A 20,156-nucleotide genomic window follows, 5' to 3' on the forward strand; every position below is an offset into this window, starting at 1 on the left:
GTTCTGGAAAGATTCGGGCGGCACGCTGTCGAGGCGGCTCAGGATGAACATCGGGGGGCGGGCTCCGGCGGGTGGGAATACAGCCCGGGCCAGGTTGGCGCGGGCTGTACAGTTTAACCGGTTTTGCCGTGTCAGCCTTGTTGCTGTAGTGCACCGAGCATCAGGTCGAGGTTTTGCACGGCCGCGCCCGAAGCGCCTTTGCCCAGGTTATCGAACACGGCGGTCAGCAAGACCTGGCCATGCTCGGGGTTGGCATACAGCGCCAGGCGCAGCTCGTTGCTGTCGTTCAATGCCTCGGGGTCGAGGTTTGCGGCTGCGCCCTGCTGATGCAGCGGCATCACCTGCACTTGGCGTGCGCCCTGGTAATGCTGTTCCAGGCAGGCCTGCAGCTGTTCGGCGCTGACCTTGCCCGGTAGCAGGCGCAATTGCAGCGGGATGCTCAGCACGATGCCCTGGCGGTAGGCACCGTAGCCAGGCATGAACACCGGCCGTGCCGACAGCCCGGCGTGTTGCTGGATTTCGGGTACGTGCTTGTGCGCCAGCTCCAGCCCATAAAGTTGCAAGACCGGGGCATTACCGGCACCGGGTTGTTCGTGGCGCTCGACCGCCGCGCGGCCACCGCCGGAATAGCCGGAGATGGCATGGATGCCCAGCGGATAGTCGGCTGGCAGTAACCCGGCCTTGACCAGTGGGCGTAGCAAGGCGATGGCGCCAGTGGGGTAGCAGCCGGGGTTGCTGACGCGCTTGCTTTGGGCGATGCGTTCGGCCTGCTGGTCGTCCAGTTCTGGCAGGCCATAGACCCAGCCCGGGGTGGTGCGGTGCGCCGAACTGGCGTCGATCACCCGCACCTGTGGGTTGTGGATCGCCGCCACGGCCTCACGAGCGGCGTCGTCGGGCAGGCACAGCAGGGCGATGTCGGCGCTGTTGATGGCCTCGCGGCGGCGCTGTGGGTCTTTGCGCTCGGCCTCGGGCAGGGTGAGCAGGCGCAGGTCGCTGCGGCCTTGCAGGCGGGCATGGATCTGCAGGCCGGTGGTGCCTTGATCGCCGTCGATGAAGACAACAGGAGTGTGCATGGTCGGGTCCGGTTGGGGAAAGATAGCCTATGGTCGCCTGTGGCTTTGGTAATGAAAATTTTAATATGATGATCGATATGTTCAGTTTTACTGAACAAGGTATCCAGTGCCGGCCTATTCGCGGGTAAACCCGCTCCCACAAGGTTGGTGGTGGTTTTGATAAAAGTGGTGAACCTGTGGGAACGGGTTTGCCCGCGAAAGGGCCGCCACTGACAATGCGTGAAATCAGCCTCGACCGCCTCCGCACCCTGGTGGTCATCGCCGACCTGGGCTCTTTTGCCGAGGCCGCCCGCCAGCTCAACCTGGCGCCGCCCACCATCAGCCTGCACGTGGCCGAACTGGAGGCACGTATCGGCGCTCCGTTGCTCAGCCGCACCCGCGGCCAGGTACGCCCCACGGCCATTGGGGAAACGCTGCTGGCCCGCGCCCGGCGCCTGCTGGCCGATGCCGACCTGGCACTGGACGAAGTACGCCGCCAGGTCGAGGGGCTGACCGGCCGGGTACGCCTGGGCGCGTCTACCGGTGCCATTGCCCACTTGCTGCCGCAGGCGCTGGAGCACCTGCGTGTGGACCATCCGGGGATCGACGTGCAGGTACAAGTGCTGACCTCCCAGGCATCGCTGGGGCGATTGCGTGAAGGGACGCTGGATATCGGCCTGGTGGCCTTGCCGCAGGTGGCCGGCAAAGGGCTGACCGTTACCCCCTGGCGGCGCGACCCGATCCTGGCCTACGTACCGGCCGACTGGCAGCCGCCGGCGAAGGTGACACCGGCCTGGCTGGCGCAGCGGGCGTTGATTCTCAACGACAGCAGTACCCAGCTATCACGGGTTACCGGCGAGTGGTTCGCGGCAGCAGGGTTGTACCCCGAGCCGCGGATCGAGCTGAATTACAACGATGCGATCAAGAGCCTGGTCGGGGCCGGGTACGGCGCGACGTTGTTGCCGCAGGAAGGCGAGGCAGCCGAACTGGACCGGCGCATTGCGCGCCGGCCACTGCGACCCGGGTTGTGGCGGCAGTTGGGTATTGCCTGTCGGGAGGGCCAGGTGGAGCGGGCCACGGGGTATGTGTTGCAGGCGTTGGAGCGGTTGCGGCAGTGAGGGGCCATCAAGCCCGCTCTCGCCCCCGGACTACGGTCACCGTCTCGCCACCTACGCCCCAGTTGTCGGTTGGCACCTCTTCGATCACCACAAAAGTACTGGCCGGTGGCTTGCCCAGCACGTCTTGCAGCAGGCGGGTCGTCCCCTCGATGAGCTGGCGCTTGTGCTCGGCAGTAACCCCTTCATCGGTCACGCGGATATGGACATAAGGCATGGCTGTGCGCTCCTCGGGTCAGTGCCAGGTGCCAGCGGTGCTACCGCCATCCACAGGCAGAATCACACCGCTGACAAAGCGCGAGTCGGCCAGATACAGCACCGCGTCCACCACATCCTGAGGCGAGCCGGTGCGGCCACTGGGCGACAACGCGCCCATCCCCTGCACATTGTCGCCATGCAGCGGTGTCTCGATGATACCCGGCGCCACGGCATTCACCTGCACGCCGCTGGCCGCCAGTTCCAATGCCAGGCCTTTCACCGCCTGGTTCAGGCCACCCTTTACCAGCACTGGCAGCAGCGCGGGCACGCGGGTGTCCGGTTGCAGGGCGATGGAGGCAGTGATGGCGATGATCTGCCCGGACCCTTGCCGGGTCATGATCCGCGCCGCTTCCTGGGCCGGGTAGAAGAAGCCCTTGAGGTTGGTGCCGACCAGCGCGTCGACATCTGCCTCGCTGTACTCGACAAACGGTTTGGCAATGAAAATGCCGGCGTTGTTGATCAGGACGTCCACGCCGCCAAAGGATTGCAGGGCGGTAGCGAACAGCCGCTGCGCCGTGTCCGCTTCGGCGATGTCGCCCGCCACGCCGATGAAGCGCGAGGGGTTGCCGAGGCGGGTGGCGGCCTGCTCCAGGCGTGCCGGGCTACGGGCATTGCCGACCACGTTGTCGCCGCGTTCGAGGAAGGCCTCGGCCAGGGCGAACCCCAGGCCGCTGGAGGCCCCGGTGATGATGACGGTGCGTTGCTTGTTCATGTGCATGATCTCCAGTGAAATGAGCATCGGCTCGGTGTGGCGTCACTGTAGGCCGCTACCAGCGCTTGAAAAATGAGGCGTAAGGCATTTCAATCGATACATCATGTAATCAATAGAGCCGCGATGACCCGCCACTTCGATGACCTGCAGCTGGGCAGCCTGGAGCTGTTCTGCCTGGCCGCTGACAGCGGCAGCTTCACTGCCGCAGCCACGGAGGCCGGCGTCACCCCGGCGGCGGTCAGCCGCAGCGTGGCGCGTCTGGAGGAGCGCTTGGGTGTACGCCTGTTCGTCCGGACCACCCGGCAGATGCGCCTGTCGAGCGCAGGCCAGGCCTATTACCAGCAATGCCGACAGGCGCTTGGGCAACTGGTCGAAGCCGAACGTCAGGTGACGGGCGGCCAGGTCGAACCCAGTGGCCTACTGCGCATCAGTGCGCCCACGCCTTATGCCCACCACCGGCTGTTGCCGTTGCTGCCGCGTTTTCGCCAACGCTATCCGAAGGTGCAAGTGGATGTGCATGTCAGCAACCGCAACGTCGACTTTGCCGAGGAACCGTTCGACCTGGCCATTCGTGGCCGCGAACCGGCCGATTCACGTTTGGTGGCACGCCGCCTGGAGGATGCCGAGCTGGTGGTTGTGGCCACCCCGGGTTACCTGGCCCGCGCCGGTACGCCTCAGGCGCTACAGGACTTGCAACAGCATGAGTGCATCCAGTTTGAAATGCCCAGCAGTGGACGTCGCCCGCCGTGGACCTTTCGACAGGATGGCCGCCAGGTGGAACTCGAAACCCAGGGCGCGTTTACCTGCCTGGGCGATTTTCTCGCCACTGTCACGCTGGTGCGCAATGGCGGTGGGCTGATGCAGGCTTACCGCTTTACCGTGCAGGATGCACTGGCCAGTGGTGAACTGGTGGAAGTGCTGACCGAGTTTGGCGGGACTTCGCGGCCGTTCTTGCTGATCTACCCACAGGCGCGGCACATGCCGTTGCGGGTGCGGGTGTTCATCGATTTCCTGTTTGCCGAGACCGGGCGACCGCTGGGCTGAGGGGGGGCGGGGCAGGCGTGGGCCTACTATGCTTTTGGCTGCGTCGAGCGAACGCGCCTCGACGAACCCTATGGTTTTCCAGGAGAACGCTCCATGAAATCCACGAAATGCATACCCCTGCTGGTGATTGCGTCCGTCCTCAGCTTTGCCGCACACGCAGACCCTGCGAGCAATTGTGCGGCCAAGATCAAGGAGCTTGAAGACATCCAGAAGACAGATGGCCAGGCCATACATGGGGGCATGGCGCACGATTATCACGAACTGCTGAAGCAAGCCAAGGAAGGGCAGGCTGCGGGCGACATGACCAAGTGCCAGGCCTCGGCAGACCGGGCCAAGACCATCTACAACAAAGCGCGCGGCAGGTAGGCGCATTCCTGCACTGGCCTCTTCGCGGGCTTGCCCGCTCCCACAGGATTTGCAACAGATTCAACGCTTGTACAGTACCTGTGGGAGCGGGCAAGCCCGCGAAGGGGCCAGTGCAGGGTGGCCCGCTGTCAGAACCAGCGATCGTTCTTCTTCCGCCCACGGGTCAGCGCCGGCAAGATCAGCCCGGCCAGCAAGCCCGCACCGGCAATGCTGCCGCCATACACCATGTAGCGCATCATCACCTGCTTGTTCTCGTCACCCAGGCGCGCCTGGGTATCGCGCAGCTCCGACTGGCTCTGGTCGAACTGTTCATTCAGCGCCTTGTTGCGCGTCTCCAGTTCGTCGATCAGCTGCTTGCGTGAATCGAGGGTTTCCTGCATGCCCTGCACGCGGCTCTTCCAGCTGTCGTCGATGGTCTTCAACTGCCCGGTCAGCTCCGCGACCTTGGCGTCGAGCTGCGGCAGGCGCTCGTTCTGGCCCGGCACCGCTTGCAGGTCGTTGCTGAGTATCCACACCACATCGCCATTCTGCCCACGCACCTGGCTGTAATTGCCCTGGGTGCCGAGCAGGGTCAGCTGTTGCCCGGACTTCAGGGTACCGACGATGCGGTGGCCGTCGGTGGGGCCGCTGCGCACATAGGTACTCAGGCTGTCGCTGACCCAGCGTGCGTCGCTGGCGGGCTCTTCGGCGTGCACCGGCGCGGCAAGGGCCACCAAGGCGGCAATCAGGCCGCCGCGCAGGGCAGGGAGGACGGAAGCGGTTGGGCGGGATTCGGGCATGTTGGGTCTTCGCTGAAACAGGACAAAAGTAGGCCCGGTGACTGGGCCGATGAACCGGTCGGTGAGTTGACCGTCAGCCAAAGACCCTTTTTTTGTAGGCAGGTTCACTACCTAATATCGGAAATGTCTGCAGGATGTTGCAGAACTCGCCCCAGAGCGCTTCGGCGCCGATGACGCAATTGTAATGCGCGGATCACCTTGGCGTTATGTGCCGGCCGTCAATCTCGGCCAGCCGACACAACAATAAAGACGACGTACAAGGAGCATCGGATGACCTGCAGATCACCCCTGAAACTGGCTGCGTGCATGGCGCTATCCGGCGTCGGCAACCTGGCGATGGCGGCGGACGAAGCCGCGGATGGTTTTATCGAGGGCAGCACGCTCAGCGTGCTCAACCGCAACTTCTACTTCAACCGCGACAACCGCGATTCCGCAGCCCCCACGCACAACCCCGGCAAGCAACCCGACAACGGTTATTCCGAAGCCTGGGCCCACGCCGTGATTGCCCGATTCGAGTCGGGTTTTACCCCGGGCACCGTGGGTGTCGGCCTGGATGCATTCGCCATGCTCGGCCTCAAGCTGGACACCGGCGGCGGCCGCAACGGCGGGCGCAGTTCGTTCGATGTATTGCCGGTAGACCACGACGGCCAGGCCCGTGACGCGTACACCAAGGTGGGCGGTGCGGCCAAGGTGCGCCTGTACGACACGGTGCTGAAGGTAGGCGATGTGTTCCCGGCCAACCCGGTGGTGGCCGCTGGCGACTCACGGCTGCTGCCGGAAAGCTTTCGTGGCGTGACCCTGGAAAACACCAGCATCAAGGACCTCACCCTACAGGCCGGGCGCCTGCATGCCATGAGCCAGCCGGTGTCCAGCGACCTGCGGGAGAACTTCGTGACCTTCTACGGCGGCCCGGTCGACTCGCCATGGATCGCCTATGGCGGCGGTGACTACACGCTCAGCGAACATGTCAGCGTCAGCCTGTTCAGCAGCCGGCTCGTGGATGTGTGGAACCAGTACTACGCTGGCACCAGCCTGAGCTGGCCGCTGAGCGATGAGCTGGCCCTGATTGGCGGCTTCAACTATTACAAAGCCGTGGATGAAGGGCAGCAGCGCCTGGGAACCTTCGACAACGATATCTGGAGCGCCAGGCTGGGTGTGCGCTTCGGCGCCCATACCCTGGCGCTGACTCACCAGCGCAACCAGGGCGACGATGACTTCGACTACCTGCGCCAGTCCGATTCGATCTTCCTCGACAACTCCATCCAGTACAGCGACTTCAACTCGCCCAAAGAGCGTTCGTGGATGCTGCGTTATGACCTGAACATGGCCGCCTACGGTATTCCCGGGCTGTCGTTCATGACGCGCTACGGCAAAGGCACCGACGCCGACTATTCCAATGCCAACGCTGTGTACATGCGGCGCGATGCTGACGGCAACCCGCTGACCGACCAGAAGCGCTGGGAGCGTGACATCGAGGTGAAGTACGTGGTGCAGACCGGCGCGGCCAAGGACTTGTCGCTGCGCGTGCGCCAGGCCACTACCCGGGCCACAGCGTTCGAGTCGGACCTGGACGAAGTGCGGCTGATCGTTGAGTACCCGTTGTCGGTCCTGTGAATTCACCTGGGTAGCGTTGCAGCTCCTTTGGTTTGGGTGGATGTTTTGGCGCTCCGTATGGGGCGCTTTTTTTATGCTCAAGGGTGCGGGCTAGACTCAAGGGTCCACACCCTTCATGGAGCACGGCCATGACTGCCAAGAACACCATCTGCCTCTGGTACGACAACGATGCCGAGGAGGCCGCCAACTTCTACGCCAGCATCTTTCCGGACAGCAAGGTGATCGCGCTGCACAAGGCGCCTGCTGACTACCCTTCGGGCAAGGAGGGCGATGTCATTACCGTCGAATTCACCGTCATGGGCATCCCCTGTGTGGGGCTCAATGGCGGCTCGACGTTCAAGCACTGTGAGGCGTTTTCGTTCCAGGTCAGTACCGAAGACCAGGCCGAAACCGACCGTTTGTGGGATGCGATCATCGGTAATGGCGGCGAGGCCAGCGTGTGTGGCTGGTGCAAGGACAAATGGGGGATTTCCTGGCAGATCACCCCTCGCATCCTGATCGAGGCCATCGGCCACCCTGACCGCGCGGCGGCCAAGCGGGCGTTCGAGGCCATGATGCAGATGGGCAAGATTGACGTGGCCAGGATAGCGGCAGCATTGAAAGGGTGATCCCTCGGGTGCGGCTTGGGTTGCCGAGTGGGCGGCGCAGGCCCTGTGGGAGCGGGCAAGCCGGCGAAGCAGCCAACGCGGTGGATGGCACCGGCTCTGCCGGTGTTCGCGGGCATGCCCGCTCCCACAGGGATCACGCAAGCCTTTAGATTCTGAACAATACCCTGCGGTCTTAACCCTGCCAGCCACCCCCCAATACCTTGTACAGCGTTACCCGGTTCTGCTGCTCTGCAAGCGCCAGGCTGATCAGCGTCTGCTGCGCCGAGTACAGCGAGCGCTGCGCATCCAGTACCTCAAGGAAGCTTTCCGACCCTTGCTTGTACAGCGCCAGCGACAGGTCATAGCTTTTCTCGGTGGCACTGGTCAGGCCACGCTGGGCGTCCAGCCGCTCATTGATGTGCCCCCGCACGGCCAACGCATCGGCCACTTCGCTGAAGGCGGTCTGCAGGGTTTTCTCATAGGTGGCCACCTCGATGTCGCGGCTGACCTTGGCCGCATCCAGCGCCGCCCGGTTGCTGCCGGCATTGAAGATCGGCAGGTTGATCGATGGCGCAAAGCTCCAGGCGCGGCTGCCACCGGCAAACAAACCGGACAGCTCGCTGCTGGCGCTGCCACCGCTGGCGGTCAGGGTGACGCTGGGGAAGAACGCCGCCCGCGCCGCGCCAATGTCGGCATTGGCTGCCTTGAGCGTGTGTTCGGCGGCCAGCACATCCGGGCGCCGCTGCAACAGGCTTGACGGCAAGCCAGCCGGCACGCCGACCAGCAGCGCGGCATCGAGGCGGGCGTTCCCCGGCAACAGTTTGTCGTCCAGGCGGCGCCCCACCAGTAACTCCAGTGCGTTGCGGTCCTGCGCCACCTGGCTTTGGTAGCTGGCAACGTCGGCCCGTGCCGATTCCACAGTGCTCAGCGCCTGCGCCAGGCTGAGGCCAGACTCGCCACCCAGCGCGTGGCTCTGCTGCACAAGGTCGTGGGTTTTCTGCTGGCTGGCGTAGGTTTCCTGGGCCAGTGCCAGCAGCTGCTGGTCGGCCGCCAGGGTCATCCAGGCACTGGCCACTTCAGCCACCAGGCTGATCTGCGTGCTGCGCCGGGTCTGCTCCAGCGCCAGATAGTCTTCCAGCGCGGCGTCCTTGAGGTTGCCGAGGCGGCCGAACAGGTCCAGCTCGTAACTGCTCACCCCCACGCCGACGCTGTACTGGCTGCTGACCGCGTTGCTGCCATCGCTTACGCTGCGTTGGCGGGTGCCGTCGGCACTGGCGGAAACCGACGGCAACAACGCCGCACGCTGGATACGGTATTGCGCGCGCTGATACTCGACGTTCAATACCGCCACGCGCAGGTCACGGTTGTTGGCCAAGGCCAACGCCACGGTGTCACGCAGGCGGGTGTCGACGAACAGGGCTTGCCAGGCGATGTCGGCACCGTTGCTACTGCTGGCCGTGGTGGCAGGCCATTGCTTGGCCACTGGCGCGGCGGGGCGCTGGTAGTCCGGTGCCAGGTTCACGCAACCGGCCAGGGCCAGCACCAGCACCAAGGGAAGAGGGGACAGGCGCATCAGGCTTCTCCTGCGATAACGTCGGTGCGTGGGGCGTTGCGGCGGGCTGCCAGGCGCTGCACCAGCACATAGAACAAGGGGATGAAGAACAGGCCGAGCAAGGTGGCGGCGAGCATGCCGCCAAGCACACCGGTACCGATGGCCTGGCGCCCTCCGGCACCGGCACCGTTGCTCAGGGCCAGCGGCAGCACGCCGAGGATGAACGCCAGTGAAGTCATCAGCACCGGACGCAGGCGGATGCGCACGGCCTCCAGGGTGGCGGCCAGCAAGTCCTGGCCGCGTTCGTAGCCTTCCTTGGCGAACTCGACAATCAGGATGGCGTTCTTCGCCGCCAGGCCCACGGTGGTCAGCAGGCCGACCTGGAAGTACACATCGTTGGCCAGGCCGCGCAGCCCGGTCAGCACCAGCGCGCCAAGGATGCCCACCGGCACCACCAGCATCACCGCGAACGGCACCGACCAGCTCTCGTACAGCGCCGCCAGGCACAGGAACACGAACAGGATGGAAATGGCATACAGCAACGGCGCCTGGTTGCCGGCCAGGCGTTCCTGGTAGGACTGGCCGGCCCAGGCATAGCCGATGCCTTCCGGCAACTGCGCCATGATCTGCTCGACGGCCGCCATGGCGTCGCCAGAGCTGACGCCACTGGCCGGCTCGCCAACCAGTTCGTACGCACCAAAGCCATTGAAGCGCTCCAGCAGCGGCGAAGCAGTGCTCCACGAGGTGCTGGTGAACGCCGACAACGGCACCATGGCATCACTGTCGTTGCGTACGTACCAGGCGCCGATGTCCTCGGCCAGCATGCGCTTGTCGGCTTCGCCTTGCAGGTAGACCTTCTTCACCCGGCCGGCATCGACGAAGTCGTTGACGTAGCTGCCACCCATCACGGTGCTGAGGGTGGCGTTGATGTCACTGGCGGCAACCCCCATGGCCCCGGCCTTGCGGTCGTCGATGGCGACGTTCAGCTGGGGCGTGTCTTCCAGGCCCTGGGCACGCACATTGGCCAGGCGCGGGTCCTTGGCAGCCAGCTCGATGAACTGGTCACGTGCCTTCAGCAGCTCGGCGTGGCCCAGGCCGGCCAGGTCCTGCAACTGCACATCAAAGCCCGAACTCTGGCCCAGGCCCTGAATGGCTGGCGGCGCGATGACGAACACGTTGGCGTCGAGGATCTTCGACAGTGCCATGTTGGCCCGTTGCGCCACGGCCGCGGCGCTGTGCTGCTCGCCCAGGCGTTCGCTCCAGTCCTTCAGCTTGATAAAACCGCGCCCCGAGTTCTGGGCGTTGCCGCCATTGCCCAGGCCGCGCACGGTCAGGATCGAGGCCACTTCCGGTTGCTGCAGCATGTAATCCTGCACCTGGCTGCTCACCGCCTGCAGGCGTTCGTCGGTGCCGCCCACCGGCAGGGTCATCTGCATCATCAGCATGCCCTGATCCTCTTCGGGCAAAAACGCCGACGGCAGTTTCTGGAACATCAGCGCCACGCCACCCAGCACCAGGGCGTACACCAGCAGGCCACGCAGCGGCCGTGCCAGCACCTTGCCGACCGCCTGTTGGTAACCCCGGGAAGTGCGCTCGAAGTGGCGGTTGAACCAGCCGAAGAAGCCGTGGCGCGGTTCGCCGTGGGCAGACACGGGCTTGAGCAGTGTCGCGCACAGGGCCGGGGTGAGGGTCATGGCCACCAGTACCGACAGGGTCATCGCCGCCACCAGGGTGACCGAGAACTGCCGGTAGATCACCCCGGTGGAGCCGCCAAAGAACGCCATGGGCACGAAGACTGCCGACAGCACCACGGCAATGCCCACCAGCGCGCCGCTGATCTCGCCCATCGATTGGCGCGTTGCCTCGCGGGGTTGCAGGCCTTTTTCAGCCATGATGCGTTCGACGTTTTCCACCACCACGATGGCATCGTCCACCAGCAAGCCGATGGCCAGCACCATGCCGAACATGGTCAGGGTGTTGATCGAGTAACCGAGCAGGGCCAGCACACCAAAAGTACCCAGCAACACCACCGGTACGGCAATGGCCGGGATCAGCGTGGCGCGCAGGTTCTGCATGAACAGGTACATGATCAGCACCACCAGGGCGATGGCCTCGAACAGCGTCTTGACCACCTCTTCGATGGAAATCTTCACGAACGGCGCGGTGTTGTAGGCCACTTCGCTGCGCAGTTGCAGCTTGCTGGGGAAGAACTGCTGCAGTTCGGCGAGCTTGGCTTGCACCGCTTCGGACACGTCCAGCGCGTTGGCGCCGGTGGCCAGGCTCACCGCCAAGCCGCCGGAGGGCCGGCCGTTGTGCTCGGCGACCACGTCATAACTTTCGCTGCCAAGCTCCACACGGGCCACGTCCGCCAGGGTCACCACCGCGCCCGCGCTGTTGTGCTTGAGCACCAGGTCGCGGAACTGCGCAGCGGTCTGCAACTTGCTGCGGGCATTGATGGTGGCATTGAGCTGCTGGCCGGCGCGGGCGGGTAGGGCGCCGAGCTGGCCGGCCGAGGTGTCGACGTTCTGTGCCTCTAGCGCGCTGCTCACATCCGATGGCATCAGCGCGTACTGCTTGAGCTTGTCCGGGTCAAGCCAGATGCGCATGGCATAGCTCGAACCCAGCGTGGTCACCTGGCCGACGCCGTTGACCCGGCTGATCTGGTCGTACAGGGTGCTGGAGATGAAGTCGCTGATGTCTGTGGCGCTGACGTCGGGGTTGTCCGACACCAGCGAGAGGATGATCAGGAAGTCGCTGGCGGAGTTGTGAATCTCGATGCCTTGTTGCTGCACGGCTTCGGGCAGCCGCGCCTTGGCCTGCTCCAGCTTTGTCTGCACCAGCATCTGCGCGGTGTTGATGTCGGTACCGGCCTCGAAGGTGAGGGTGATCGAGGCACTGCCCGCCGAGCTGCTGCTGGACGACATGTAGGTGAGGCCGTCGAGGCCGGTCATCTGCTGCTCGATCACCTGGGTCACCGAGTCTTCCATGGTCTTGGCCGAGGCGCCGGTGTAAGTGGCGCTGAGGCTGATTTGCGGTGGGGCAATGTTGGGGTATTGCGCCAGCGGCAGCTGGAAGATGGCCAGGCCGCCGCCCAGCATCACCAGGATGGCGATGACCCAGGCAAAGATCGGCCGGTCGATGAAGAAACGTGCCATGTCATTCGCCTCGCTTGCTGTCGTTGCGGGCGGTCAGGGCGTTGTCCTGTACCTGGACTTGCTGACCGACGCGGACCTTTTGCAGGCCCTGGACGATCAACTGGTCGCCAGCAACCAGGCCCTGGCTGACCCACCAGCGGTTGCCCACTGCACGGGCCAGGGTCAGCTCGCGCTGCTGCACCTTGCCGTCGACCACCACCAGGGCGGTGGCGTCGCCGCGTTCGTCACGGCTCACGGCCTGCTGTGGCACCAGGATGGCGTCTGCCTGTACGCCCTCCTGCACGGTGGCCTTGAGGTACATGCCGGGCATCAGCAGGCCATCGGGGTTCGGCACCACGGCGCGAAAGGTCACGCTGCCGGTGCCTTCATCCACGCTCACGCCGTTGAAGGTGAGGGTGCCAGCGTGGGCGTAGGTGCTGCCGTCTTCCAGCTCCAGGCTGATACGGGTGGCGTCCTGCTGTGTGCTGGGGGCCAGCTTGCCTTCGGCCAGTTCGCGTTTCAGGCGCAGCAGGGTGCTGCTGGGCTGGGTGAAATCGACGTAGATCGGGTCCAGTTGCTGCACGGTTGTCAGCGCTGTTGTCTGCTCGGCGGTAACCAAGGCGCCGGGGGTGACCGAGGAAGTGGCGGTGCGGCCATCGATGGGTGCGTTGATGCGGGTGTAGTCGAGGTTGATACGTGCGCTGCGCTGCGTGGCCTGGGCCGATTGCAGGCTGGCGCGGGCTTCGAGCAGGGCGGCCTGGGCGCTTTCGTTGTCTTCGGCGCTGATGGCGTCGATCTTCACCAGTTGTGCATCGCGTCTGGCCTTAAGCTCGGCGGCCTTGAGTGTGGCGCGGGCCGAACTGACGGTGGCCTCGGCCTGGGCCAGCGCGGCCTGGTACGGCTGTGGGTCGATCTGGTACAGCGCCTGGCCAGCCTTGACCGTGTCACCTTCGTTGAACAGGCGCTTCTGGATGATGCCACCGACCTGCGGGCGGATTTCGGCGACGAGGTGGGCACTGGCGCGGCCGGGCAGGGTGGTGGTCAGGGCCTGGGCCGCGGTGGTCACTTCGTACACTGCAACTTCTTGCAAGGGGGCCGCTGCGCCAGTTGTTTCGGCCTCGCGGCAACCGCCGATGAGCAACAGGCCGGCGCCCAGCAACAGGGCGCGCGTCAGGGGAGAGCGGGCGAACATCAGGGAGTGGAATAAAGTAGGCATCGCAGGCTCCGAGCCAAAGGATTTCGATGGCTGCAGCGTGCGCGGCAATTGTGCAGGCAATGTGCAGAAAGCATGGAGATTGCCCTGCGTGCCTTGCGGCGCAGGGGCCTGCACGCTTCAATACGGGCTATTCCATCGTGCCGGCGGTGCCATGAGAGTCAGCCTTTCGCGCAAGTTCTTCTTCGCCATGCTCGCGGTGTGCGCGTTCGCCGTGCTGGGCATGGTGTTTGCCGCCTACCTGAGCTTGAAGTACGGCTTTCTCGGCTACCTCAACCAGCAAGCCGAGGAGCGCATGGAGCGCATCGTGCCGCGGGTCGAGCAGGCTTATGCGCGTAATGGCAGTTGGGACTTCATCCGCCGCGACAAGGACCAGTGGTTCGAGCTGCTGCGCCCGGAAGATGTGCTGCCCAATGCACGTTTCGACCCCAGCTTGCTGACTGTTTCCGACCTGACCGGCGCGTTCGTGCGTTTTGCCCTGCTAGACGCACAACGTCAGCCGATCATTGGCTACCAGGGCGCCCCGGCCGACATGCTGTTGCGCCCTGTCCGCCAGCAGGGCCAGGTGGTTGGCTGGATGGCCTTGGCACCCTTGCAGTCGGTGACCAGCGTTGGTGACCAGCGCTTTCAGCTCAACCAATTGCGCTCCAGCCTGCTGATCGGCCTGGCCTGCTTGCTGGCCACGGCAGTCATCGCCTGGTGGCTGAGCCGCGCCTTGCTGCGGCCCATCCGCGAAGTGGCCAGCGCCACTCATCGTCTGGCTGCAGGTGACTACGCCATCCAGCTGCCGGTGCGCTCGGCAGACGAAGCGGGGCAACTGGCCGGTGACTTCAACCGCATGGCCGCTACGCTGGCCAGTAACGAGCGCCTGCGCCGCGATTTCATGGCGGACATTTCCCATGAATTGCGCACGCCACTGGCGGTGATGCGGGCTGAGCTGGAAGCGATGGAAGATGGTATTCGCCCGCTCGACGGCAATGCCTTGCGTTCACTGTTGGGAGAGGTGGGGGCGTTGAGCAAGCTGGTCGACGACCTGTCCGATCTGTCGTTGGCGGAAGTCGGTGGCCCCACTTACCGCCGCGAGCGCATCGACCTGTGCGTGTTGTTGCCGGTGATGGCCGATGCCTTTGAGGCCAGTTTTGCCGAGCGCGGCCTGGAACTGCGCCTGGAGCTGCCCGGGCAGCCGTTGTGGGTGATGGGCGACGAGTCGCGCCTCGGGCAGTTGTTGCACAATCTGCTGGAGAACAGCCGCCGCTACACCGATGCGGGTGGCCATACGGTGTTGCGTGCATTCCAGGAGGGTGACCAGGTGCTGGTGCAATGTGAAGACACCGCCCCGGGCGTGGACAGCGCGTCGTTGGTGCGCCTGTTCGAGCGCTTCTACCGCGCGGAGCGTTCGCGCAACCGGGCCAGTGGCGGCACCGGGCTGGGCCTGGCAATCTGCCGCGGTATCGCGGAAGTGCACGGCGGGCGGCTGACTGCCAAGGCCTCCGCCATGGGCGGGCTGCTGCTGGCGCTGGCCCTGCCGGTTGCAGGAGACGAAGCATGAGCCGGATTTTGTTGGTTGAAGACGAGCCCAAGCTCGCCGCACTGGTGGGCGATTATCTGCGTGTGGGCGGTTACAGCGTCGAGCACCTGGCTGACGGCCTGGCGGTGATCCCGGCCATTCGCCAGGGCCAGTACGACCTGATGCTGCTCGACCTGATGCTGCCGGGCCGTGACGGCCTGGACATCTGCCGTGAGTTACGCAGTTTCAGCCGCCTGCCGCTGATCATGATGACTGCCCGTGTAGATGAGATCGACCGGCTGCTGGGCCTGGAACTGGGCGCGGACGACTACATCTGCAAGCCGTTCTCGCCACGCGAACTGGTGGCACGGGTGAAGGCGGTGCTGCGCCGCAGTGGCGAGCAGCCCGGCAACCTGGGCCTTGAGCTGGATGCCAGGGCATTTCAGGCGCGCTACCGGGGCGTGGCCCTGGAGCTCACGCCAGTGGAGTTCCGCATGCTGGCGGCGCTGGCGGTACGCCCGGGGCAGGTGTTGTCCCGGGATCAGTTGATGAACCACATCTACCAGGACCACCGGGTAGTGGCCGACCGCACCGTGGACAGCCATGTGAAGAACCTGCGGCGCAAGCTGGCCGCGGTGACCCCGGGGCACGACCCGATCCGCTCGGTGTATGGCGTGGGTTACAGCCTGGAGTTCGAGTGATGGGTCATTGGGGCCGCTGCACGGCCCATCGCAGGCAAGCCAGCTCCCACAGGAATCGCACTGCTTTCGAGGCTCATGCATTACCTGTGGGAGCTGGCTTGCCTGCGATGGGCTGCGCAGCAGCCCCAGGTTCCAAGGCTTAACCCGATCAGTTGCCCGTCACTTCCGCCTCTACTGGCGTCGCTTTCACCGAAGCCTTCTTTTCCTGCACCACGATGTAGAACTCTTCACCATGCTTCACCGCCCCATACAACACGGCCTTCTCGATCAGCTCATTGCCACGCAGGTGGCGCAGCATCATCGGGTCTTTGCGCAGGTCGCGGTACAGCGCCAGGCACAGCAGCACCATCACCACCACAAAGGGCAGGGCCACGACGATGGTCAGGTTCTGCAGCCCGGTCAGCGCCTCGCCCGGGTCACGCGGGTCGCCGATCGCCAGCATGATCGCCGCCACCGTCCCGGTGAGCGCGCCCCAGAAAATCACCGTGCGCCGCGATGGCGCGGTGGTGCCGTGTTCCGACAGCGTGCCCATCACCAGTGACGCCGCATCGGCACCGGAAACGAAGAAGATGCCCACCAGGATCATGACCAGTACCGAGGAGGCCGACGCCAGCGGGTAGCTGTCCAGCAACTGGTACAGCGCCTGGTTGCTGTTGACTGCACCGTTGGCCAACTGCAGGGCGCCTTCACGCACGGCCTCGATGGATGCACCGCCGAAGATGGTGAACCACACCAGGCTGACCAGGCTCGGTACCAGCAGCACCCCGGTGACGAACTGGCGGATGGTGCGGCCACGGCTGATGCGGGCGATGAACATGCCCACGAACGGTGTCCAGGAAATCCACCACGCCCAGTAGAACACGGTCCAGCCGGCCAGCCAGCTGTTCATCTGGTCGCCGCCGCTGGCGTTGGTGCGGGCCATCATTTCCGGCAGCATCTTGATGTAGATGCCGATCGAGGTCGGCAGCAGGTTGAGCATGAGCAGGGTCGGGCCGACCATGAACACGAACACCGCCAGCACCAGTGCCAGCACCATGTTGGTGTTGGACAGCCACTGGATGCCCTTGCCGACGCCTGACACCGCCGAGGTGACGAAGGCAATGGTCAGCAGGGTGATGATGGCGATGTAGAACAGCTTGCCGGGGTTTTCGATCCAGCCGTTGTATTCCAGCCCGCCGGCAATCTGCAGCGCACCCAGGCCCAGCGAGGCCGCTGAGCCGAACAGCGTGGCGAAGATCGCCATCATGTCGATCAGGCGGCCGAGGGGGCCGTTGGCGTGCTTGCCGATCAACGGCCGGAATGCGGCGGAGATCAGCTGCGAGCGGCCCCGGCGGTAGGTGCCGTAGGCAATCACCAGGCCGACGATGGCGTACATGGCCCAGGGGTGCAGGGTCCAGTGGAACAGGGTGGTGGCCATGGCCACCTGCATCGCTTCGCTCGTCTGCCCGGTGGCCGAGCCGGGTGGCGGCGTCACATAGTGCGACAGCGGCTCGGCAACGCCGAAGAACATCAGGCCGATGCCCATGCCGGCGCTGAACATCATCGCCACCCAGGACACCGTGCGGAATTCTGGCTGTTCGCCATCACGGCCCAGTGGCACCCGGCCATAACGGCTGGCGGCCAGCCACAGCACGAACACCACGAAAAGCGTCGAGGTGAGTACGAAAAACCAGCCAAAGTTGAGAATGACCCAGGATTGCGCGCTGGAGGCGCTGCTGGCGAGGCTGGCCTGGTTGAGGAAGCCCCAGAGGACGAATGCGATGGCCAGGAGGCTGGTGAAACCAAAGACAATCCAGTCGAGCTTGCCCTCGAAATGCCGGTCCTGGCGGGCTTCTGCGGTTTTCGAGGGGTCTGTCACGCCAAGGTCGAGTGTTTCGGTGATGTGTTCCTTTGCCATGAATGATGAGGCCCCTTTGTGGTTTACCTGCACGCGCAGGCTTGTTGTTGTATGGGCTACCGAGTTCGATGACGGCCTCGGCGGGGAGTTTGCCGGCCGATTATCCTGTGCCCGAAACCGCTGCTCCTGTCCCGTAAACGTCCTGGGGCGTCCATTGCGCGACCTGCCAACTACTTTTAGTTCCGGGGGCGATGGCCCTTTCTGTCTCGCGTTCTGGTACCCTGTGGGCATTACCCTGGCCTGCACATCCGAGCACCGTAGAAGCGTTGCTGCTTGTGGGCCAGGCCGTACCAGGAAACGGAGATTCGTCAATGGCCACTGACCGTGTGAGCCTGATTCATTTCGATAAATTGAGCATGAGCCCTGCCGCTGCCGATCGGTTCCAGAAAGCCCTCGACGCGCTGGCAGCGCTCAAGCTGCAGGACCGTTACGTGTACCTCATCGCTCCCTATCTGGGTGATATCGCTGACGCCTCCGACGTTGAACAACTGGACACCGCCCTGGGCCAGTGCATTCGTGTGGTCGATGAACTGCTGGCTGCCAGGTCGGTCAGCAAAGCCAAGTCTGAAGAAGTCCGCCAGGTGTTCCAGAGCGCTGCCGAGCGTGCACGGGCGGAAATGCCCGGCTGAGTGGTGGCATGGCCAAAGATATCGACAACCCCTGCGTCTCGTTATGCCAGCTCAACAGCGAGCTGTGCGTGAGCTGTGGCCGCACCCGTGACGAAATTCGCAAATGGCGGGGCATGAAACGCCCGGAAAAGATGGCCACCGTGCAGCGCGCAGCAACGCGCATGAAAGCTATCGCCAAGAAGGCAGCCAAACGGCAGAATGCTGACTGAACCTGCGTGCCCTGCACGCAACTTAGCCTGATTTGCCTGACGAGCCTGAAAATGGATTCTCACTCGCTGTTTGCGTTTACCCTGGTCGCTGCCATCGCGATCGCCAGCCCCGGTCCTGCCACCCTGATGGCCATCAACAACGCCCTGGCCCACGGCCAGCGCAGCGCGATCTGGTCGTCGCTGGGCAATGGCTCGGGCCTGTTCTGCCTGTCGGCTGCGGCCATGCTTGGGCTGGGCGCGTTGCTGGCCAGTTCCGAAGTATTGTTCAACGGCGTGAAAATCCTGGGGGCCGGTTACCTGTTCTACCTCGGGGCGCGGCAGTTGCTGAAAAAGAGCCCGATGCTGGAGCAAGGCGCCGCAGAGGGTGCTGCCAAGGTACGGCCCACACCGCTGAAGCTGTACAAATCTGCTTTCCTCACCGCCGTGACCAACCCCAAGGCGACCATGTTCTTCACCGCGCTGTTCCCGCAGTTCATCGACCAGGGTGCGGCGTTGTTGCCGCAGTTTCTGACCCTGACCGGGATTTTCGTGGGCTTGTCGCTTGCTTCGCTGAGCTTGTATGCCGCACTGGCAGCGCGGGCCAAGGGTGTGTTGACCCGTCCGTCGATGTCGCGCTGGGTGAGCCGCGTGGTGGGCACCACCTTTATCGGCTTTGGCGCGGCGATCCTGGCAATGCGTCGGCAGGGCGCCTGAGGCGCGACACCTCGAACCGGGCGCCGGTTGATGACTGGCGCCGTGATCGGCAAAGGTTTTTTGTTGGCCGGTTGCTTTGTTGGCCGATGAAAGGCCGCGCTACTAATCGCTCTTGGTCCAGACTGTCTACAGCACGCGCAGATCAATGCTGCGGTCAAGCACAGGATGTGGCAGCCTTTGGCCACCACGCCGGGTCGCCGGATGTTACATGTGCCGAGGGTTGTAGATGATCCAGCGTTGCTTGCGCCAAGCCTTGCTGCTGTTGCCTTGCCTGTTGCTGCCCTTGGCGGTGGCAGCGGACGAGCCATGCCGACGGCTGACCGCTACCGGCAACCCGGAATACCCCCCTTACCTGTGGCGCAACCCGCAAAACCCTCAGCAACTGATCGGTGCCAACGCCGACCTGCTCAAGTACCTGGGCAAGCAGCTGGGGCTGGACATCGAGGTGGTGTACGGCGGCCCCTGGTCGCGGGCGCAGGAAGAAGTGCGCACCGGCCGGATCGACCTGCTGGCCGGGTATTTCATCACCCAGGCCCGACAGCAACAGATGGACTTTGTCGCCCCGCCATTCCTGAGTACCCCGAGCGTGGTCTGGGTGCGCCAGGACAATGCCTTTGCCTACCGCCAGTGGGCAGACCTGAAGGGCCGCAAAGGCGGTACCCTGGTCAACAACAGCCATGGCCAGCAGTTCGATGAATACGCCCAGGCCAACCTCACCCTCGAAGCGGTGCCCGGCGCACGCCAGGCGTTCGAGAAGCTGATGCACAAGCGCAGTGATTACGTGGTGTACGAGCAGTACCCCGGCATGGCGCTGGCGCGCACATTGGGCATCGCCGCCGCTGTGCAGGTGTTGCAGCCACCGGTGTCCAGCGAAGGGTTGTACCTGGCGATCTCGCATGATTCGCCCTGCAACAAGCCAGAGCTGCGTGAAGCGCTGGCGCGGGAGATGGCGAAGATCGTTGCCGGGGCGCTGCCCGAGCAGATGCTGAAGCAGAACCTGGAGCGGTGGCAGTAACCGAGTGATTCAGGTGCTGCGCGGTCTATTTTTGTGGGAGCGGCCTTGCCGGGGCGCCGGACCGGTCGGAAAGGGCCGC

19 protein-coding genes are annotated in these 20,156 nt (G+C 64.4%); 11 read left to right on the forward strand and 8 right to left on the reverse strand.

Annotation, left to right across the window (positions count from 1 at the left end; translation table 11 throughout):
* Nucleotides 1-131 precede the first annotated feature (131 nt).
* Nucleotides 132-1,073, reverse strand: coding sequence for an N-acetyl-gamma-glutamyl-phosphate reductase (gene argC / locus AK81_RS26730; protein ID WP_043204197.1), 942 nt, complete (start codon nucleotides 1,071-1,073; stop codon nucleotides 132-134).
* Between the two features lie 215 nt (nucleotides 1,074-1,288).
* Here argC and AK81_RS26735 point away from each other — a divergent pair, with 215 nt between their 5' ends.
* Entirely contained in the window at nucleotides 1,289-2,170 is an 882-nt protein-coding gene (locus AK81_RS26735) for a LysR family transcriptional regulator (protein WP_043204199.1), read from the forward strand.
* Between the two features lie 7 nt (nucleotides 2,171-2,177).
* On the opposite strand, the gene AK81_RS26740 is transcribed toward AK81_RS26735, so the two are convergent.
* Nucleotides 2,178-2,384: a tautomerase family protein gene (locus tag AK81_RS26740; protein ID WP_043204200.1), complete on the reverse strand. Its 207-nt coding sequence runs from the start codon at nucleotides 2,382-2,384 to the stop codon at nucleotides 2,178-2,180.
* An 18-nt stretch (nucleotides 2,385-2,402) separates the two neighbouring features.
* Nucleotides 2,403-3,137, reverse strand: a complete 735-nt coding sequence (locus AK81_RS26745) for an SDR family NAD(P)-dependent oxidoreductase (RefSeq protein ID WP_043204203.1) — start codon at nucleotides 3,135-3,137, stop codon at nucleotides 2,403-2,405.
* A gap of 123 nt (nucleotides 3,138-3,260) precedes the next feature.
* On the opposite strand from AK81_RS26745, the gene AK81_RS26750 reads away from it, so the two are divergent.
* Both AK81_RS26750 and AK81_RS26755 read left to right on the forward strand, forming a co-directional pair.
* Entirely contained in the window at nucleotides 3,261-4,181 is a 921-nt protein-coding gene (locus AK81_RS26750; protein WP_043204204.1) for a LysR family transcriptional regulator, read from the forward strand.
* Nucleotides 4,182-4,274: 93 nt separating this feature from the next.
* Nucleotides 4,275-4,547 (forward strand): hypothetical protein, encoded by a 273-nt coding sequence (locus tag AK81_RS26755; RefSeq protein ID WP_043204205.1) that lies wholly within the window; start codon nucleotides 4,275-4,277, stop codon nucleotides 4,545-4,547.
* A 128-nt stretch (nucleotides 4,548-4,675) separates the two neighbouring features.
* Here AK81_RS26755 and AK81_RS26760 read toward each other — a convergent pair whose 3' ends face one another.
* Nucleotides 4,676-5,326, reverse strand: a complete 651-nt coding sequence (locus AK81_RS26760; RefSeq protein ID WP_043204206.1) for a TIGR04211 family SH3 domain-containing protein — start codon at nucleotides 5,324-5,326, stop codon at nucleotides 4,676-4,678.
* A 306-nt stretch (nucleotides 5,327-5,632) separates the two neighbouring features.
* On the opposite strand from AK81_RS26760, the gene AK81_RS26765 reads away from it, so the two are divergent.
* Both AK81_RS26765 and AK81_RS26770 read left to right on the forward strand, forming a co-directional pair.
* Nucleotides 5,633-6,940: an OprD family porin gene (locus tag AK81_RS26765; RefSeq protein ID WP_430298516.1), complete on the forward strand. Its 1,308-nt coding sequence runs from the start codon at nucleotides 5,633-5,635 to the stop codon at nucleotides 6,938-6,940.
* Nucleotides 6,941-7,068: 128 nt separating this feature from the next.
* Nucleotides 7,069-7,548 (forward strand): VOC family protein, encoded by a 480-nt coding sequence (locus AK81_RS26770; protein ID WP_043204209.1) that lies wholly within the window; start codon nucleotides 7,069-7,071, stop codon nucleotides 7,546-7,548.
* A 172-nt stretch (nucleotides 7,549-7,720) separates the two neighbouring features.
* On the opposite strand, the gene AK81_RS26775 is transcribed toward AK81_RS26770, so the two are convergent.
* From AK81_RS26775 to AK81_RS26785, 3 genes are read right to left on the reverse strand one after another with little or no spacing between them, the layout of a single operon-like run.
* The gene (locus AK81_RS26775; RefSeq protein WP_043204210.1) at nucleotides 7,721-9,100 is read right to left on the reverse strand and encodes an efflux transporter outer membrane subunit; all 1,380 of its coding nucleotides are present in this window, start codon (nucleotides 9,098-9,100) and stop codon (nucleotides 7,721-7,723) included.
* Nucleotides 9,100-12,234: an efflux RND transporter permease subunit gene (locus tag AK81_RS26780; protein WP_043204211.1), complete on the reverse strand. Its 3,135-nt coding sequence runs from the start codon at nucleotides 12,232-12,234 to the stop codon at nucleotides 9,100-9,102. The genes AK81_RS26775 and AK81_RS26780 overlap by 1 nt, the downstream gene beginning before the upstream one ends.
* 1 nt (nucleotide 12,235) lies before the next feature.
* Nucleotides 12,236-13,429 carry an efflux RND transporter periplasmic adaptor subunit gene (locus AK81_RS26785; protein ID WP_043204213.1) on the reverse strand — a complete coding sequence of 398 codons (1,194 nt, stop codon included), beginning with the start codon at nucleotides 13,427-13,429 and terminating at the stop codon, nucleotides 12,236-12,238.
* Between the two features lie 151 nt (nucleotides 13,430-13,580).
* Here AK81_RS26785 and AK81_RS26790 point away from each other — a divergent pair, with 151 nt between their 5' ends.
* Together AK81_RS26790 and AK81_RS26795 are read left to right on the forward strand one after the other, a co-directional pair.
* Nucleotides 13,581-14,975 carry an ATP-binding protein gene (locus tag AK81_RS26790; protein ID WP_043204214.1) on the forward strand — a complete coding sequence of 465 codons (1,395 nt, stop codon included), beginning with the start codon at nucleotides 13,581-13,583 and terminating at the stop codon, nucleotides 14,973-14,975.
* Entirely contained in the window at nucleotides 14,972-15,634 is a 663-nt protein-coding gene (locus AK81_RS26795; RefSeq protein ID WP_043204215.1) for a response regulator, read from the forward strand. Before AK81_RS26790 ends, AK81_RS26795 begins: the two co-directional genes overlap by 4 nt.
* A gap of 148 nt (nucleotides 15,635-15,782) precedes the next feature.
* Here the strand turns inward: AK81_RS26795 and AK81_RS26800 are convergent, their stop codons facing one another.
* Nucleotides 15,783-17,531, reverse strand: a complete 1,749-nt coding sequence (locus AK81_RS26800) for a BCCT family transporter (RefSeq protein ID WP_043204217.1) — start codon at nucleotides 17,529-17,531, stop codon at nucleotides 15,783-15,785.
* 311 nt (nucleotides 17,532-17,842) lie between these two features.
* On the opposite strand from AK81_RS26800, the gene AK81_RS26805 reads away from it, so the two are divergent.
* The 4 genes from AK81_RS26805 (at nucleotide 17,843) to AK81_RS26820 (ending at nucleotide 20,077) form a co-directional block, all read left to right on the forward strand.
* Nucleotides 17,843-18,160, forward strand: coding sequence for a hypothetical protein (locus tag AK81_RS26805; protein WP_043204218.1), 318 nt, complete (start codon nucleotides 17,843-17,845; stop codon nucleotides 18,158-18,160).
* 8 nt (nucleotides 18,161-18,168) lie between these two features.
* Nucleotides 18,169-18,369, forward strand: coding sequence for a DUF1289 domain-containing protein (locus tag AK81_RS26810; RefSeq protein WP_012271937.1), 201 nt, complete (start codon nucleotides 18,169-18,171; stop codon nucleotides 18,367-18,369).
* Nucleotides 18,370-18,420: 51 nt separating this feature from the next.
* Nucleotides 18,421-19,062, forward strand: coding sequence for a LysE family translocator (locus AK81_RS26815; protein WP_043204220.1), 642 nt, complete (start codon nucleotides 18,421-18,423; stop codon nucleotides 19,060-19,062).
* A 226-nt stretch (nucleotides 19,063-19,288) separates the two neighbouring features.
* The gene (locus AK81_RS26820; RefSeq protein ID WP_043204221.1) at nucleotides 19,289-20,077 is read left to right on the forward strand and encodes a substrate-binding periplasmic protein; all 789 of its coding nucleotides are present in this window, start codon (nucleotides 19,289-19,291) and stop codon (nucleotides 20,075-20,077) included.
* Nucleotides 20,078-20,156 lie beyond the last annotated feature (79 nt).

It is taken from the genome of Pseudomonas putida W15Oct28 (assembly GCF_000708715.2).
GTDB lineage: Bacteria > Pseudomonadota > Gammaproteobacteria > Pseudomonadales > Pseudomonadaceae > Aquipseudomonas > Aquipseudomonas putida_R.

Bases quoted from the DNA above. Each gene is read 5' to 3' on its own strand.
- argC (WP_043204197.1), bottom strand. From the start codon at position 1,073: ATGCACACTCCTGTTGTCTTCATCGACGGCGATCAAGGCACCACCGGC.
- AK81_RS26735 (WP_043204199.1), top strand. From the start codon at position 1,289: ATGCGTGAAATCAGCCTCGACCGCCTCCGCACCCTGGTGGTCATCGCC.
- AK81_RS26740 (WP_043204200.1), bottom strand. From the start codon at position 2,384: ATGCCTTATGTCCATATCCGCGTGACCGATGAAGGGGTTACTGCCGAG.
- AK81_RS26745 (WP_043204203.1), bottom strand. From the start codon at position 3,137: ATGAACAAGCAACGCACCGTCATCATCACCGGGGCCTCCAGCGGCCTG.
- AK81_RS26750 (WP_043204204.1), top strand. From the start codon at position 3,261: ATGACCCGCCACTTCGATGACCTGCAGCTGGGCAGCCTGGAGCTGTTC.
- AK81_RS26755 (WP_043204205.1), top strand. From the start codon at position 4,275: ATGAAATCCACGAAATGCATACCCCTGCTGGTGATTGCGTCCGTCCTC.
- AK81_RS26760 (WP_043204206.1), bottom strand. From the start codon at position 5,326: ATGCCCGAATCCCGCCCAACCGCTTCCGTCCTCCCTGCCCTGCGCGGC.
- AK81_RS26765 (WP_430298516.1), top strand. From the start codon at position 5,633: ATGGCGCTATCCGGCGTCGGCAACCTGGCGATGGCGGCGGACGAAGCC.
- AK81_RS26770 (WP_043204209.1), top strand. From the start codon at position 7,069: ATGACTGCCAAGAACACCATCTGCCTCTGGTACGACAACGATGCCGAG.
- AK81_RS26775 (WP_043204210.1), bottom strand. From the start codon at position 9,100: ATGCGCCTGTCCCCTCTTCCCTTGGTGCTGGTGCTGGCCCTGGCCGGT.
- AK81_RS26780 (WP_043204211.1), bottom strand. From the start codon at position 12,234: ATGGCACGTTTCTTCATCGACCGGCCGATCTTTGCCTGGGTCATCGCC.
- AK81_RS26785 (WP_043204213.1), bottom strand. From the start codon at position 13,429: ATGCCTACTTTATTCCACTCCCTGATGTTCGCCCGCTCTCCCCTGACG.
- AK81_RS26790 (WP_043204214.1), top strand. From the start codon at position 13,581: ATGAGAGTCAGCCTTTCGCGCAAGTTCTTCTTCGCCATGCTCGCGGTG.
- AK81_RS26795 (WP_043204215.1), top strand. From the start codon at position 14,972: ATGAGCCGGATTTTGTTGGTTGAAGACGAGCCCAAGCTCGCCGCACTG.
- AK81_RS26800 (WP_043204217.1), bottom strand. From the start codon at position 17,531: ATGGCAAAGGAACACATCACCGAAACACTCGACCTTGGCGTGACAGAC.
- AK81_RS26805 (WP_043204218.1), top strand. From the start codon at position 17,843: ATGGCCACTGACCGTGTGAGCCTGATTCATTTCGATAAATTGAGCATG.
- AK81_RS26810 (WP_012271937.1), top strand. From the start codon at position 18,169: ATGGCCAAAGATATCGACAACCCCTGCGTCTCGTTATGCCAGCTCAAC.
- AK81_RS26815 (WP_043204220.1), top strand. From the start codon at position 18,421: ATGGATTCTCACTCGCTGTTTGCGTTTACCCTGGTCGCTGCCATCGCG.
- AK81_RS26820 (WP_043204221.1), top strand. From the start codon at position 19,289: ATGATCCAGCGTTGCTTGCGCCAAGCCTTGCTGCTGTTGCCTTGCCTG.